The 16,147-nt window shown below is 39.4% G+C and carries 16 protein-coding genes; 10 read left to right on the top strand and 6 right to left on the bottom strand.

What is annotated here, in order from left to right:
• Window positions 1-34: 34 nt before the first annotated feature.
• The 3 genes from RE317_RS15820 to RE317_RS15810 all read right to left on the bottom strand — a co-directional run bounded on the left by RE317_RS15820 (window position 35) and on the right by RE317_RS15810 (window position 4,601).
• Entirely contained in the window at window positions 35-1,336 is a 1,302-nt protein-coding gene (locus RE317_RS15820; protein ID WP_008668748.1) for a PAS domain-containing sensor histidine kinase, read from the bottom strand.
• Between the two features lie 115 nt (window positions 1,337-1,451).
• Window positions 1,452-2,792 (bottom strand): sigma-54 dependent transcriptional regulator, encoded by a 1,341-nt coding sequence (locus RE317_RS15815; protein ID WP_005839953.1) that lies wholly within the window; start codon window positions 2,790-2,792, stop codon window positions 1,452-1,454.
• Between the two features lie 36 nt (window positions 2,793-2,828).
• Entirely contained in the window at window positions 2,829-4,601 is a 1,773-nt protein-coding gene (locus RE317_RS15810) for an AAA family ATPase (protein ID WP_008668751.1), read from the bottom strand.
• A gap of 210 nt (window positions 4,602-4,811) precedes the next feature.
• Here RE317_RS15810 and RE317_RS15805 point away from each other — a divergent pair, with 210 nt between their 5' ends.
• Window positions 4,812-5,351, top strand: coding sequence for a glutathione peroxidase (locus RE317_RS15805; protein ID WP_008668754.1), 540 nt, complete (start codon window positions 4,812-4,814; stop codon window positions 5,349-5,351).
• Window positions 5,352-5,381: 30 nt separating this feature from the next.
• On the opposite strand, the gene RE317_RS15800 is transcribed toward RE317_RS15805, so the two are convergent.
• From RE317_RS15800 to RE317_RS15790, 3 genes are read right to left on the bottom strand one after another with little or no spacing between them, the layout of a single operon-like run.
• Window positions 5,382-5,609: a ubiquitin-associated-like domain-containing protein gene (locus RE317_RS15800; protein ID WP_005839961.1), complete on the bottom strand. Its 228-nt coding sequence runs from the start codon at window positions 5,607-5,609 to the stop codon at window positions 5,382-5,384.
• On the bottom strand, window positions 5,606-6,079 hold the full coding sequence (locus RE317_RS15795; protein WP_005852647.1) for a DUF3990 domain-containing protein: 474 nt from the start codon (window positions 6,077-6,079) through the stop codon (window positions 5,606-5,608). Before RE317_RS15795 ends, RE317_RS15800 begins: the two co-directional genes overlap by 4 nt.
• Window positions 6,076-6,504, bottom strand: a complete 429-nt coding sequence (locus tag RE317_RS15790; RefSeq protein ID WP_005852645.1) for a DUF3791 domain-containing protein — start codon at window positions 6,502-6,504, stop codon at window positions 6,076-6,078. The genes RE317_RS15795 and RE317_RS15790 overlap by 4 nt, the downstream gene beginning before the upstream one ends.
• 310 nt (window positions 6,505-6,814) lie before the next feature.
• Here RE317_RS15790 and RE317_RS15785 point away from each other — a divergent pair, with 310 nt between their 5' ends.
• The 9 genes from RE317_RS15785 (at window position 6,815) to RE317_RS15745 (ending at window position 16,122) form a co-directional block, all read left to right on the top strand.
• Window positions 6,815-7,231, top strand: a complete 417-nt coding sequence (locus RE317_RS15785; protein ID WP_005839966.1) for a DUF2442 domain-containing protein — start codon at window positions 6,815-6,817, stop codon at window positions 7,229-7,231.
• Window positions 7,232-8,224: 993 nt separating this feature from the next.
• On the top strand, window positions 8,225-8,773 hold the full coding sequence (locus RE317_RS15780) for a UpxY family transcription antiterminator (protein WP_008668758.1): 549 nt from the start codon (window positions 8,225-8,227) through the stop codon (window positions 8,771-8,773).
• A gap of 82 nt (window positions 8,774-8,855) precedes the next feature.
• A complete protein-coding gene (locus tag RE317_RS15775; RefSeq protein WP_008668760.1) occupies window positions 8,856-9,239 on the top strand; it encodes a hypothetical protein in 384 nt (127 codons plus the stop codon).
• Window positions 9,240-9,871: 632 nt separating this feature from the next.
• Window positions 9,872-11,239 carry a lipopolysaccharide biosynthesis protein gene (locus RE317_RS15770; RefSeq protein WP_005839974.1) on the top strand — a complete coding sequence of 456 codons (1,368 nt, stop codon included), beginning with the start codon at window positions 9,872-9,874 and terminating at the stop codon, window positions 11,237-11,239.
• Between the two features lies 1 nt (window position 11,240).
• The gene (locus RE317_RS15765) at window positions 11,241-12,068 is read left to right on the top strand and encodes a glycosyltransferase family 2 protein (RefSeq protein ID WP_005839976.1); all 828 of its coding nucleotides are present in this window, start codon (window positions 11,241-11,243) and stop codon (window positions 12,066-12,068) included.
• Between the two features lie 7 nt (window positions 12,069-12,075).
• Window positions 12,076-12,867 (top strand): alpha-1,2-fucosyltransferase, encoded by a 792-nt coding sequence (locus RE317_RS15760; protein ID WP_005839979.1) that lies wholly within the window; start codon window positions 12,076-12,078, stop codon window positions 12,865-12,867.
• Window positions 12,868-12,878: 11 nt separating this feature from the next.
• Complete coding sequence (locus tag RE317_RS15755; protein WP_008781572.1) at window positions 12,879-14,138, top strand: O-antigen ligase; 1,260 nt, start codon at window positions 12,879-12,881, stop codon at window positions 14,136-14,138.
• On the top strand, window positions 14,138-15,013 hold the full coding sequence (locus RE317_RS15750) for a glycosyltransferase family A protein (RefSeq protein ID WP_117874002.1): 876 nt from the start codon (window positions 14,138-14,140) through the stop codon (window positions 15,011-15,013). Before RE317_RS15755 ends, RE317_RS15750 begins: the two co-directional genes overlap by 1 nt.
• Entirely contained in the window at window positions 15,013-16,122 is a 1,110-nt protein-coding gene (locus tag RE317_RS15745) for a glycosyltransferase family 4 protein (protein ID WP_005839986.1), read from the top strand. The genes RE317_RS15750 and RE317_RS15745 overlap by 1 nt, the downstream gene beginning before the upstream one ends.
• Window positions 16,123-16,147: the final 25 nt, after the last annotated feature.

Below are 16,147 nucleotides of genomic sequence, written 5' to 3'. Positions count from 1 at the left end.
GGTAATTGGCTGACACATTAGTACATTTTTATTTTTAATTAAAAACCAGCACAAAAACAGTGGCCTGTCCCTTTTCCTTGTAAGGCAGCAGGGTCAGTGTGCCACCGCTCAGTCTCATGATTTGTTTGCTCAGGCTCAGTCCGATGCCGCTTCCTTCCTCTTTGGTCGTGAAGAAAGGTACAAAAATTTGTCCGGCTGCATCGGGAGGAATGGCGGGACCGTTGTTGGCTATCTCTATACGGATACTTTCTTGCGGATCACAATAAGCTTTCAAGGTGATCTTTCCGTCGGGAGCATTACCTATGGCTTGAATCGCATTTTTCAGCAGATTCGTAACCACTTGGGCTATCAGGTTCTCGTCGGCAAAGACTATCAGGTCTTCCCGGGCTTCGAGGATGGAAAGGGTGATGTTGGGGCATGGATGCTGGTGCTGTGCCAGTCGGATCATCCGTTCCAGGAAAGGACGGACATAGAACAGCGATGGCTCAGGTGATGGCAGTCGTGTCAGTTTGCGATAAGACATGACAAAATTTATCAATCCTTTACCTGTAGAGTGAATCGTTTCCAGCCCTTGTTTCATTTCTTCATTTTCAGCTCCGGGAAGAGCCAGCAGCGTTTCGCTGAGGGAAGTCACCGGGGTCAGGGAGTTCATAATTTCGTGTGTCAGCACGCGGGTAAGGCGTATCCATGAATCTATTTCCCGTTCATCCAATTCCCGATTGATATCACTCAAGGCAATAATGCGGAGTTCCTCGTCTTTGATACGGATGCCGGACACCCGTAAGGCAAGATGCACCGTTCCCCGTTCCGTATTGAACTGAATTTGCAGCTTGTCACCCGGAACTGCTTTTTCCAAAGCAGTCATCAGTTCATCCGAGATGCGGGAGAGTTGTTTGACATGAGTCAGAACATCCAGCCCCAACAGATTCATGGCCTCTTTGTTCTTTTGATAAACGGAGCCTTTGCTGTTCAGTACCACTATGCCGGTTTCTACAAAGTCCATGATGAGCTCATAATACTTCTCGCGTTGTGCCGTTTCCTGTTTTACATTGTACAAAATACGTGCGATACGGTTCAGCATGACATTGACCATGGAAGAATCGCCAGGGGAGGCATGTTCGTAAAAACGAACAGCGGGGTCGTCGTTTTCGATGGCGTCGAGCAGAAAGGCTATCTTCCGGGTATTAAAAGTGTACAGGCGGTAAAACCAGCCTATGGAAACGAGGAATGAAGGTACGATTACGCATAGCCACAACCAGTTGCGCTGCTGAATCAGCAGGGTGCAGGCAATGGCTAGAACCAGTACGGTAAATAGGCGGAAGAAGAATAGTTTCACAGCTTAATTATTTATTATTTCGTTTGAATGTTCCTTTAGTTCCTGTTTAAAAATAGATTATTGTTATTTGTTTTGTCATCCTGACCCATCGTGAAGAATGAGATGAGATAATAGGTCATAATCCGAATTTTTTCATCTTATTATAAAGCGTCTGCCGGGTAATTCCCAACTGTGCCGCTACAGCCGAGAGGTTTCCGTTGCATTTCTCTATCGCTTTCTGAATCATTTGCAATTCCATCTCTTCCAGTGTAGAGACACTTGTTTCTGTCGCAGGAGCCGCTATTTTTCGGGGAAAATGAAAATGTTCCTCACTCAATATACCATCTTCATTGATAATGACCGCTTTCTCTACGGCATGTTCCAGTTCGCGTATGTTTCCATACCACGGATATGTCCGTAACTTTTCTTGCGCACCGGTAGAAAGAAGGATATTTCCTTTGTCATATTGTTTGCAGAACCGGTCTATAAAGCGTTCGGCCAAAGGGATAATATCTTCTTTGCGTTCCCGCAGAGGGGGAATCTCGATGTGGATGGTATTGATGCGGTAAAGCAAATCTTCGCGGAATTTGCCTTTGGCCACCATCTCTTCCAAATCACAATTGGTGGCGCAAATCAAACGTATGTTGACAGGTATCGGTTCGTTGCTTCCTACTCGCACCACGCTCCGGCTCTGAATGGCGGTGAGTAGTTTGGATTGCAGGTGATAGGGCAGGTTGCCTATTTCGTCCAGAAACAAAGTCCCTTCATGGGCGGCTTCAAATTTACCTGCACGGTCGGTATGGGCATCGGTAAACGAGCCTTTTTTATGACCGAACAGTTCGCTTTCGAACAGGGATTCGGTGATGGCACCCATGTCCACTGTTATCATATCCCGCCGGTATCGGTTGGACAAGGCGTGTATTTCCCGCGCCAGCATTTCTTTTCCTGTGCCGTTCTCTCCTGTAATCAGAATATTGGCATCCGTTTGCGCCACTTTCTCTATCAGCGTCCGCAGTTGCTTCATGGCATTGCTTTCTCCCCAATACATAGAAGATACGGTTTTAGGGATTTCCGCTCTCTTCTTGTTCTTGGAGGAATTGCGGCAGGCAGACAGCAAGGTTTCTATCAGCCGGGCATTGTCCCAAGGCTTGACGATGAAGTCTGTCGCTCCTTCCTTGATGCCGCGCACTGCCAGGTCTATGTCAGCATAGGCTGTGAAAAGTACTACGGGCAGGGAGGGGTGTATTTTCTTTATCTCGTGTAACCAGTACAGACCTTCATTCCCGGTATTCAGTCCGCTGCTGAAATTCATATCCAGCAGCACCACTTGCGCGTTTTCTTCACGTAACGCAGCGGGCAGTGTGATGGGTGAGGGCAGTGTGACGATATGTTCGAAATGATTTTTCAGCAATAGCTTTACTGCCGACAGCACTCCTTTGTTATCATCTACCACAATGATGGTTCCTTGTTTGCTCATAAGTCGTTGTAGCTTCTTTTTTCTTTAAAGATATCTTTAGTTGTACGTTTCATGCAAAGGTACTATCTCTTCACACACTCTCATTTCCATTCCTTTATAGACCACTACTATTTTGTGTAGCTGTGTGGTGCCCACAGCATTCTTCACCCGGTCGGAATCAGCATAACGATTTGCCTGAGCGATCCCTTCCAGCCTCAGTTCTTCCACACGACTTTCAGAATCTTTGTATTTGGCATATTTCAACTCTATGATATAACTGTGCTTCATGTCCGGATAGATTTCCAGCAAAGGACACAGGAAAAGATCAGCGTATCCTTCTTGTGTATCCGCTTCAGAAATAGGGCGGTAGAAGCGGTTTTGCGCTGTCATGGCCAGTGTGAATCCATGTACGAAAAACTCTCCTTTCTGTTTGTCACGTTGTGAAGCGTAACGTTTCAGACAGTCGGCTATGTAACCGAAGTAGGCCTGCCAGTTACCATCGTATGCCAAAGCCGAGGCCAGTTCGTCTTTCTCATAACTGCTGAAACTAAGGTCGGCCTCATTGTATGTATTCAGCAAATAGGTGTATAGTTGCTCTTCCACTACCTGATTGGGAATGGTGAGTTTGTTTTTTCCTTTATGCATTCCGCTGATGGTAAGCATACCGAAATAATAGAGCAGACTTATGAAATTGTCCGGATCGACAATATTCGCAGCCGGAAAGCTATCCTTCAGTTCTCCGGTGATATATCCTTGACTTACCAGGGTTTGTATGATGGATGCATCATGAGCAAACTCCTTGTCCTTGCGAATCAGCATCCGGAGTTTTTCGTAGTCTATGCGTATGTTGCTTTCTATCATTTTCTGTGGCGCTTTGCCTCGCAGAATATAGTTCTTGACAAAATAGAGAACCATGTTGGAATTGTACAGGGTTGTTTCTCCGTAGCATTCCGGTGCGAAGCAGTAGTTGTCATACCACGGCTTCATGATATCTATCAGTTGACCGACGGTATGGTTGAACGGACTGTTTGTGGAATAATACGTCAGCATCTCACGCACTTCCTTTTCCGTGAACCCTGTCATTTCGTTGAACTCCGGTGAGAGGGAGTAATTGGTACCTATATTGAATCCGCTGGTGAGATCATCCATGGTTACGGGGCTTACTCCGGTAATGAAGCAACGCTTGATGCAGGAATCAGTTCCGGCTTTCACTTTGTTGAAGAATGCGCGCAGGTAACCCTCTTTGTGTGTTTCTTCAGTGTATCGGTGCAGGCTTTCGGCATCGGAGAGAATGGCATTGGTAAAGTGGTCATACTCATCGATAAAAAGATAAATTTTCTGCTCAGTCTTGTTGCACTCCGTAAACAGATATTCCAATTGTTCTACCGCTCCTGATTTTTCATCCAGCTTCTCCTTGATACCTTGTGGGAGATAGTCGGCATAGATATCGCAGAAATAGTCGAACATGGTCTGGCAATGTGCGTCCAGCCCTTGACGGTAGTTGTGCAATTCCCCGCTGATACCGGAAAAATTGAGTTTCAGCACCAGATAGGTGTTGCGGTCCGGCGTGGGGTGCTTTCCTATGTAGAGGTCTCCGAACAGGGCGTCAAACTTATCGCGGGTGCGTACATCATAATAATGTTGCAGCATGCTCAAGGTCAGACTTTTGCCAAATCGCCGGGGACGGATGAAGAAGAAAAACCGGTCCGACTGTTCTATCAGTGGGATGAAGGCGGTTTTGTCCACATAATAATAATTGTCGAAACGGATGTCTGCAAAGTTCATCATACCGTATGGCAATCGTTTCCTGTTTGAAGGTGCATATTCCATTAGTTATATTATTTTTTTTATGAATAAACTCTGGTAAAAGAGATATGTATAGCATACAAAGATACTTTCTTTTCCCTGCTTCTCCAAAAAACAAAGGTTCTTTCTTTTTGGTAACATGGAGGAAGCTGTCCGATAGGTATCCGCCAATCTTTTCTTTCAGAGAAAACTTTTCAATTTCATGAATTGTTCTATTATAAAATAGCATTTCAAATGAAAACATTTATATTAAGCATAATTGTAACCATGATTACATCGGTAGCTGGTGCACAGCAAAAAAGTTTTTATGACTTTACGGTCAAGACTATTGACGGGAAGGACTTGCCACTTTCCACGTTCAAGGGTAAGAAAGTATTGGTAGTCAATGTGGCATCTAAATGCGGTTTCACTCCCCAGTACGCCAAGTTGGAGGAGTTGTATGAAAAATATGGAAAAGATGATTTTGTCGTTATCGGATTCCCTGCCAATAATTTCCTGCATCAGGAACCCGGAACGAATGAAGAAATCAAGGAGTTTTGTACGTTGAATTATGGAGTGACTTTTCCTATGATGGCTAAAATATCTGTAAAAGGGAAAGATATAGCTCCCCTCTATCAATGGCTTACGCATAAAAGTGAAAACGGGGTTTCGGATGCTAAGATAGGGTGGAACTTTCATAAGTTTCTGATTGATGAAAATGGTAGATGGGTTGCCTCAATCGGCTCTACTACCAGTCCGCTTTCACAGGAAATTGTAGAATGGATTGAAGAATAAAATGACCAGAAGATAAATAATGCCCTATTGTTATTGCACCAGCTTTCCGTTTTTCAGTTCCGACATCAGCAGGTCATAGACGTATGCCGGGCTTTCGATATACAGGCCGGTGGAGAAGTCTTCCAGTTTGACGAATGTCTCCGAATTGTGGAATGTGGAGATGGCTTCCTGCAAATCCATATCATTACGTTCCACCAAGTAACGGACTACATCGGCGGATATTCCTTCAAAGAGGAATTTTGCGGTATTCGTGTTCATAGTCGTTTCAGCATTTTAATCGCTGCCTCTGAGTGAAAGAAATATTGTGAAGTCACTTTCGAAAATGTCAGTTCGTGCAATAGTTGTTCTTCGTTAATAAAATTCTCGGTGTATAAACGTAGCAAGCGCGCAATGGTATCATCGGCAACAGGGCCAATTACGATATCGTAATCGTGGCAAGGCTGAGTAGTGTTTATATCGCGGTTCGACATGACAAAACGTGCCCATTCCCAGTCTGGCTCCTTGAAAACCTTGACTTTCAATTCGCTCGACTGCGCTTCTTCGAGGTCAAACTCAAACATAGTCAGAGTGGGGTTTCCGCTGAACATCCGCGCTGTTCTTGCGGCCATCCTTTGGGCCTGTTCCCTAATGTCGGTCAGGTAAAATCCTCTGCCGAAATCCTTATAGGGGCGGCATCTGTTGAGGTCGATGCCGTCGATTGCCGTATTTGAACCGTGGTAAAGTATCATCGCAATGTTCCTCCATTGTTTTGGCAGACGATGGTCAGGTCATCCACACAGTCGTTAAAAGAAAGCGTGTGTTCCACATCGTAAAATTCGGTGAGAAAATCAATGCCTTTGAAACGTCTGATATAATTGCTTGCCTCCCGGATTGTCAAATCGTGACGGCGCGCAAATTCGACAATGACCGTCATCACATAATCGATTAGGTTCTTGTCCGCTTTCTTTTTGGACTTGAGCGCCACTATCGGTTCGACACCCAACGCCTCCGCTATGCGGTTGACAGTGCCAAAATTAACACACAGACCGTTTTCCACTTTGGAAACCATTGCTTTTTGGACGCCAATCATCACCCCGACTTCTTCTTGTGTCAATCCTTTGTTTTTTCGGCATTGGGCCAAAAGTTCTCCTATTTTTTGCAAATTCGTATTCATACCACAAAAATAGATAAAGTTTCTTGTGTAGGAAACTTTTTAACTACAAATATATTCTTTAGATAATTATTATCTTTCCAATTAAATGGCAGCTCTGCTCTGACACGCAAGAACCCGTGTGCCGGATGATGATTGTTAGGAAAACAGGAGGGAAATCAGTTCCTTTGTACATCATAGGTTATGGAACGGTGGTTCGAAAAGAGTTGTCGCTATTTTTTTGCTTATTTATTTGTGGGGATAAATATTTATCCCTATATTGTATTAGTAAAATTAAAAATATCATGGAGAATGATTATTAAAACTGAAAGTTATGGATACAATAAAAGACATTTGGTTTGATGCTAACCGCATTTATATGAAAACGGATGGTGGAGAAACTTTCAGCCGTCCCTTAGAGGCATTCCCTTTGCTGAAGGATGCAAGTGACAGAGAGCGCCTTGATTTCAAGATAGGAAAGTTTGGTGACGATGTTCGTTGGGAATCATTGGATGAGGATATTCATATATCCAGTTTTTTCGATACAGCGGAGCCGGATTATGAAAATGAGATAGCAATGATATTTAAACGTTTCCCTCAACTAAATGTGTCAGAGGTTGCACGTAGTATGGGAATAAACAAGAGTCTTCTTTCCAAGTATATCTATGGTATTAAAAAGCCGAGTGATATAAGGAAGATGCAGATTAAAGAGGCTCTCCATCTTTTGGGAAAAGAATTACTTGCCGTTTGATTAATCTCTTAATAATAGTTTAGGTGTGATTCCATTTGGTTTCACGCCTTTTTTATGTTAATTTTTCCACAATCATAGTTTCAACAGAAAGATAATTAAATATAAGGAAGATATGGCTAGAATAAACAAATACGGCTATGTTGCTGCGTGACGTTTTTGCATCCGTCAGGGAGATGCGGTGAACAAGCCAAGTTCATACCAAGAACCGGGCAAGCATGTGATGCAGACAGGGTAGGCGTGTACCGAGTACCAGGTAGCCTTGTTTGCTGTATCTTATATCTTACCATCTGGGCGATGATGCGTCCGGAAGAATTTGCATCAAGGTAAGTATACCGATAATCTGTTTCTTGTTTGTTTTTTGAGTAATAAAGAAACATCACTAAAAATAGCGGAATATATTTTCGTCCTATTTATTAAATTGCTATCTTTGCCACGTTTTCCACGCCGGTACTTCCGCAAGGAAGTTAGGGAGGTGGGAAATATACATATATAGAAAAGACGTTTACTTGACGTTTTGTTCTTGGCTCTACAGAACTTCGCAAATTCTAAAATCCAGCCAAAACAAAGCAACAGTAGGTGTCTGCGGGGTATGTTTATATCCTTGGTGCGCCTTTGCCGGTCAAAGGTGCATTCAAGTGTCATTATACATATCGGCGTGGGCTTCTGCGTTGCTCGTTCAGACTGGATTGGGCAATGCGAAGGCCTTGTAGGGCGGGACGAGTAACAGGTACAGATTCCCGCGCTTTTTTTATATATAGGTATTATAAATTCTGATTTAACACATAAGAACCGTCCGGTTCGGGAATCTGCGGAAGGTCATCGGTTGACCCGACAGGCTGCATCTACATCGTGCGGATTCCCATCCTCCATTTGTTGAAATAGCTTTTCTCCGGTCAGCTTAATCACAAGAGGCCGATTCCTCTTGTACTTTACGAAACTTCTCGTAATTGATTGAAATGCAGATATATATCTGTACTTCAAAGCTCCATAACTATGCTTTCAAGTGAAAAAATGCAATGGTTTGCCATGCGTGCCACTTATCGCCGGGGGATGCAGATCAAGGCTTTGTTGGATAAAGAAGGAATCAACAATTTCATTCCCATGCGTTACGAAGTTCGTATAAGGAACGGGCGCAAGAGGCGTGAGCTGGTTCCCGTTATCAGTGATCTGATATTTGTTCATTCCGTCCAGTCCGAACTTCAGAAGGTGAAGTTCAAACTTCCGTATTTTCAATATATGATTGATATCCGCAACGGGCAGAAAATCATTGTGCCCGATGATCAGATGAGGCAGTTTATCGCTGTGGCTGGAACGTATGACGAGCATCTTATCTTCTTCAGTCCCGATGAGGTGAACCTGCGTAAAGGTACGAAAGTCCGTATTACGGGTGGTGACTTCGAGGGCTACGAGGGGGTGTTTGTAAAGGTGAAAGGTGCGAGAGACCGTCGTGTGGTTATCAGTCTGCAAGGGGTGATAGCCATGGCCATGGCGACGCTTTCGCCGGACTTGATAGAAGTGATAGAAGAGCCGAAGAAGAGATGACTTCATTTGCTACGTTAAATATTGTTATCCCTTGATTAATGGGGAAGTAAATGATCTGATAATATAAATCTTATGTATAATAATGTGTAGAACCACATTCATGCCGTCAGGCATCCGGCTCCAGCAGCTGATTCAGAATCAGTATAAGGAAATTTTAGCCAGGGAAAAGAATAATGATAAATTCATTCATCTGTATGACATTGGCGCGTATTGGGTGGCTTTCGAGCGTTCCGCCTGTAGGTTGAGCGGTTTGTTTTCTAAAAGTGAGCTGACTTTGTTTCGTGTCCCGGATTGTGTGGAATATGTGGTGATGGTTTCTGTTCCTGCCGATGAGGCGGAGGGCTGTTTGGGTGAGTACATCATTTTGCACGATGGAATTTACCGGAAAGTGTGGTCGGAGCATGTTTTGCCGATGGGGGATTATCGTCATTGGCATGAGATGGCTGTGAGGTCTGTTTTGTTGTAAAGAAAAGTATGCGGACTTCGTGGACCAAGTAAGTGGTGTTACTTTGCTTACGAAGATATCTTACTTTTTTCAATGGAATATGGTCATCCGTCATGCTCTATAGGGAATACCCTGAAAAATCCTTCAAAAGCTTCAGCCTGCTCGCAAACGCCCTACCCGTGGGCATTCCGGCTGAAGGATTGGGTTCAGGAATCCTTCAGCTGGGGGTGGAATGTTTCAGCCGAACTGATCTTCCTCCGATTCTTAGGGAATCGTTTTTCCTGAAGGATATTTTCCGGCTGAAACATTTCACAATGCATATCCTTCAGCCGGAATGCCGACAGGCAGGGTGTTTGCGGAGTGGCTGAAAGATCTGAAGGAAAAAAAAGGCGTTTCGGCATGTAGATACCGTTATGGAAAAAATAACAGGTCAAATTTTTAAAAGCTCTTGTTCTTTCAATGAAAACGTCCTGTTCTTTTTTTTAAAGACCTTGTTCTTTTCGGAAAAGAACAGGATCTTTTAAGGGTTAGTAACGTGTATGCCGGAAGGTTGGTAACGTGTCACCCCACACGTTACTAATGTGTGGGGTGTAAGATTAGTAATGTTGCAGGCGGAAGATTGCATATCTTGCTAGTGATACAATCATAAACGTATGAAGTTTCAGTATATAAAAGATAAAGTTAGTGCTTATTTCACTAAGGGGAATGAGCGTAGTGTTGCGGTGAAGAAAAATATCGCCGTTTCATTAGTGTTGAAATGTATAAGTATTTTAGTTTCCTTGCAGGTCGTTCCATTGACCATCGGTTATGTTAATCCTACGAAGTATGGCATTTGGCTGACGTTGAGTTCCATTATTGCCTGGCTGTCTTATTTTGATTTGGGGTTTGCCCACGGATTTCGTAATCGTTTTGCTGAGGCAAAAGCAAAAGGGGATATGAAGTTGGCAAAAGAATATGTCAGTACTACATATGCAGTGCTCTTCTTGCTCTTTTCCGTAATTTTATTGATAACCTTGGTGGTGAATAATTATTTGGATTGGAGTCGTATTTTAAATATTGATCCTGTTTATAAGGATGAGCTGAGTCTGGTTTTCGGTTTGTTGGCATGCTTCTTTTGCCTGAACATTGTGGCAAGTGTCTTTACTACCATGCTGACGGCAGATCAAAAGCCTGCTTTAGCTTCGCTTATAAGTACAAGTGGTCAGGTACTGGCTTTTGCTTGTGTCTATGTATTGACTAAAACCACAAAGGGAAGTCTGAGTGCTTTGGCTGTTTCTTTTTCAGCTATACCGTGCCTGTTTCTTTTAATTGTTTCTATTATTGTGTATCAAACTAAAAAATACAAGATTGTAGCCCCTTCGTTGCGTGACGTTCGCTTTTCGTTGGTGCGGAGTGTTGTTGGTTTGGGTGGACAGTTTTTTGTTGTTATGTTTTCTATGCTTTTTATTTTTCAACTTACTAATATCATTTTGTCAAGAGTGCAAGGCCCAGAAGCAGTTACGCAATATAATATTGCTTATAAGTATTTTAATGTACTTAACATGGCTGCAAATATTATTTTGACTCCGTTTTGGTCAGCATTTACTGATGCTTATATTAAGAGAGATTATAATTGGATGCGTGGTACGCTAGAAAAACTGGAGAAATTATGGTTGTTATGTATTCCTATTTTAGTTTTAATGGTACTGAGTTCTGATCTCTTATATAAATTTTGGATTGGTGATTCTGTAGCTGTATCTTTTTCATTATCATTTTGTATGGCAATATATGTATTATGTCAGACGGGAGGAAATATGTATATGTTTCTTATTAATGGAACGAGCAAAATACGTTTGCAACTAATCATTTATTTGTCATTTGCTTTGGTTTCTATTCCGTTGATGAAGTATTGTTGTAAGTATTATGGTATAGAAGGTATACTGATAGTTCCTACTACGGTATTTATTTTGCAGGCCTTTATTGGAAGAGTGCAGATATTGAAGATGATAAATGGTACGGCTAAAGGAATTTGGCTGAAGTGAAATGAAAAACAATATGAATTATCCCCTAATTTCTGTCATAACTGTTTCTTATAATGCAGTTTTAACAATTGAACAAACCATTCTTTCCGTCATTAACCAAACTTATCTGAATATTGAGTATATCATCATTGACGGTGGAAGTACGGATGGAACGGTTAATGTAATAAAAAAGTATGCGGATAAAATCGCTTATTGGGTGAGTGAGTCGGATAAGGGAATTTATGATGCGATGAATAAAGGAATTGCTTATTCGCATGGAGAATATTGTAATTTTATCAATGCAGGTGATAAATTTTGTTCCTCATCTATATTGAAACAGGTCATGGACTTTAATCATGTGGCAGATATAATAGTTGGTCAGGATTTACATGTTAATGAACATAATAAAATAGTATCACGCAGTGTATTACCTCGAAGATATAATCTTCTGCATTTTTATATAACTACCATACCTCATCAAAGTTGCTTTATAAGGGCCTCTTTATTAAAAAAGTATTATTATGATACATCTTTAAAAATAGTATCAGACTGGAAATTCTATTTACAATCAATCGTTTTAGGTGGGCATAGTGTGGCTGCGTATAACAATGTTATTGTGATATGTAATCCCAGAGGAGCCAGCAGTGATAACAACCGGATAAAAGAAGAACGCGAAAAAGTGCTTAAAGATCTACTCCCAGCTTATATTGTCAATGATTATCAGTGTTTATCCTGTTTGGGAGAAGAATTTATTGAAAACGCTCTTTTTTTATTTAATAATCATTGGATAAGATTTTTAGTAAAAAAGGGGCTTGCAATAATGGTTAAAATAGTAAGAATATTTAAATAGTTTATTTATGAAAATAGTAGTGTTCAAAGGAGGACTGGGTAATCAACTCTTTCAGTATGCATTTTATAAATACCTTTCAAGAAAGGATGAAACCTTTTATTTCTACAATGATGCTTGGTATAATGTGAGCCATAATGGATTTGAATTAGATAAATATTTTAAAACTGATGATTTGAAAAAATGTAGTAGGTTTTGGATAATTCTGTTTAAAACCATTTTATCAAAATTATACCATTGGAAAATATATGTAGTAGGTTCTGTAGAGTATCAATATCCTAATCATTTGTTTCAAGCTGGATATTTTTTAGACAAAAAGTATTATGACGAAAATACTATTGATTTTAAACATCTTCTTTTGTCGGAAAAGAACCAATCATTGCTGAAGGATATTCAAAACTCAAATAGTGTTGGCGTGCATATAAGAAGAGGTGACTACATGACCAAACAAAATTTGGTTATATTTGGAAATATTTGTACGCAGAAATATTATCATGATGCCATAAGAATAATAACAGAGAAAGTAAATGATGCTGTCTTCTATGTTTTTTCTGATGATATTAGCTGGGTACAAACTCATTTGGATATACCCAATGCTGTTTATGTGAATTGGAATACAGGAGAATCCAGCATCTATGACATGTATTTGATGTCTTCCTGCAAATACAACATTATAGCCAATAGTACTTTTAGTTATTGGGCGGCACGATTAAATAAAAAAACTAATATGGTGATTTATCCCTCAAAGTGGTATAATACATTTACTCCTGATATTTTTCCTGAATCATGGTGTGGAATCTAAAAAATGGATAGATGATAATTACTCAGCTTATTTTTCTGCTCTTTATTATTTTTTTTATAAGATATAAAAAGAAGGCTGTTCTTTATATAATACCATTGTCTTTGTTTTTTACAATGCTTCCTGTTGTAAGAATAGGGGGTACGTATATTGGTCTTTGTGATGCGATAAATTTTGTTATATACGGGTATATTCTTGGTCGGAAAGATGCAAGGAAAGCTATATTCTGCAATCCATTGTTTTTACCTTTGTTTGGTAATTTTATATTGTTGTTATTAATTGCTTTGTATGGAACGGAACGGACTTCATTGTATGTGTTGTGGAAAACAATATCAAATGAAATACTTTTGCCACTTGCATTTATCTATTTTTTGCGAACAAAGAACGATATTAAATTAATTGTAAATCTTTATTTGAAAGTGTTTTGGGTGTTATGTATATATGGAATTATAGAGTTTCTATTAAATTATAATATAATTCTATATTGGCTGCAATCTCAGACTGATTTATCTTTTTGGGTAGATCATACCAATGATATCCGATATGGATATGGGCGATATAATTCATTTTTTCATTTTCCCATAACATTTGGAGATGCGTGCGTTGTATTCTTTTATTTTCTTACCTTCTTCTATAGTAAATATGAAGGAGTATTTATATCAAGGAAATCTTATATTAAGACTTTGTGTTTGCTTCTTATCGGTGTTTTTCTTGCTAATTCACGTGCCACTATTCTTGCATTAGTATTTGGATTGTTGCAATTTGACTATATAAGAAAGCCTAAAACTCTATTAATCGCTTTTTCTATCTTTTTAATTATGGTCTTGCCGTTTTCTGATTATATATTAAATGTATATCATTCCATATTTGATTTTACGGGTAATTATGATGTTGGTGGAAGCTCTATGGATATGAGAATGAGACAATTAGATATTTCTCTTTTTCTGTTTTTACAAAACCCTATATTTGGTGGTGGCTTGAGTATGATTTATTATTTAATGACAGATATATCAATCCCGGAACTTGCAGGTGCGGAGTCTCAATTATTTTATTTGTTGATTGAACGTGGTTTGTTAGGTATATTGGGATATCTATGGCTGATAATTTCAATGTGCAAATTATTGCCTTCATATAGAAAGTTCAACATGGTTTTTGTTGGTATCTGGGTATTGGCTTCTTTCGTATCATTAACAGTGGGATTATATATAAATTTTCCGATTATATTTTTGCTCATTATATATAAGAGTCAGAAACTTAATTTATTAAAAAGATAATGTTCTCTATTATTATTCCTCTATATAACAAGGCTGATTATATTGCAGAAACACTGAAGTCAGTTCTGAATCAAACATATTGTGATTATGAAGTAATCGTGGTGAATGATTCATCGACAGATAATAGTTTGGAAGTGGCTTCTAGTTTTCAGGATGAACGAATTCATATTTATACAAAAGAAAACGAAGGTGTATCAGCAGCACGTAACTATGGTATTATGCATGCTAAATATGATTATATTGCTTTTCTGGATGCAGATGATATTTGGGAATCTGATTATTTGGAATGCCAAAAGAAGTTGATAGAAATCTATCCTGATGCTGGGATTTATTCTACTGCTTTCTACTCTTTGGAAAAGGGGAAACGGAAACTTCGTAATGTATTGATTAACGAACACACACACTTCCTTGTTCATGATTATTTTAAAGAATCCGTAATGAATGGATTATCCATTTGCTGGACTAGCTCCTTGTGCTTAAAAAAAGAAATGATAAAGGAGATACCAATGTTTCGAGTAGGTATTAAGCGTGGTGAGGATTTGGACCTTTGGCTTAGAATAGCGTTGAATTATGATGTAGCCTATTTGAACCTTCCGAAAGTCTTTTATAGAACAGGGTTATCTGATAGTCTTACATCAGATTATTCTAAAAATGGAGAATTTCCTTATTACGAGTGGTTTAACTTTACATCGGAAAGTTCTTATTATAGAAAGTATGTGATTTTAGTTGTGTATATACATGCAAAAAATGCATTTATACATCATGATTACGATACATGTTTGGCCGAGTTGTGGAGTGTTAAAACTATTGTTTGGAGATTCAAATGGGCAGAGCGATTATTATTACTAGTAATTTCATGGATAAAAAGTAAATAATGAATATCATTTATTTTGTTCCCAATATTACCATTGCAGGAGGTATATTCCGTATAGTGTCAGACAAGATGAATTATTTGGCGGAAAATATGGAAGGACGGCTTTTTTTGGCATATTATGGTAATGGACAGGAAAAACCTATATATCCTTTGCACCCGAACATTCAACTGTTACCTATTGATATAGAGTGGAAGGTAGGCTTTGGAAAGAAAATTAATAGAGTATGGAAAAATATAAGTATTATACGTCACATATTTAAAAAATATAAGATAGATATTGCTGTCAATGCCAATGCTCCTTTATTGATATGGATATTACCATTTATTTGTCGGCGGATAAAGAAGATCCATGAGTTTCATTTTTCTTATAAAGGACAACAGATATTAGATGAGGAAATTTTTAAATCGCGAGGAAAGAAATTTTTAGTTCAATATTTAAGAAAGTGTTGTTTGACAAAATTCGATAAGGTAATTGCATTAACAGAGTCTGACAAGAAAATGTGGAATTTACCGAATATATTTGTAATACCTAATTTTAGCAATATACAACTACATGAAAGAAATGGTAGAAAAAGCAAAGTTGCTATATCAGCAGGTAGATTAGAATCTGTAAAAGGTTATAATCGATTGATTGCAGCTTGGGTGATAGTTGCACAAAAGTGTCCGGACTGGCAATTGGAAATTTGGGGTGAAGGAAGTCTGCGAGAAAGTCTTCAACGACAAATTGATGCTTTGCATCTTTCATCAGTTGTTCATCTGAAAGGTGTTTCACCTAGTATAGGTGAAGTATATTCTCATTCTTCTTTTTTTGTCATGTCATCTTTGTATGAAGGTTTCCCGTTGGTATTGGTGGAGGCGATGAATTGTGGCTTGCCTTGTGTTAGTTTTGACATTACTGGAGCAAATAGTATCATAGACAATGGTAAGAATGGATTTTTAGTGCCGGATAATGATGTAAATGCCTTGGCGGAAGCTTGTATAAAATTGATAGAAAATAAAGTATTACTAGAAGATATGGGTAAGCAGGCTTATATGTCGGGAAAATGCTTTTCAAAACCAAAGGTAATGCAAAAATGGTTAGACCTGTTTAGGGAACTGATGAGAGAATAAACCGCATGATTGGAAAGAAATATAA

The organism is Phocaeicola sp. GP0067 (assembly GCF_031119655.1).
Taxonomy (GTDB): Bacteria; Bacteroidota; Bacteroidia; order Bacteroidales; family Bacteroidaceae; genus Phocaeicola; species Phocaeicola vulgatus.
The sequence above is the reverse complement of the archived record's forward strand: the minus strand, read 5'-3'. Positions and strand labels throughout refer to the sequence as shown.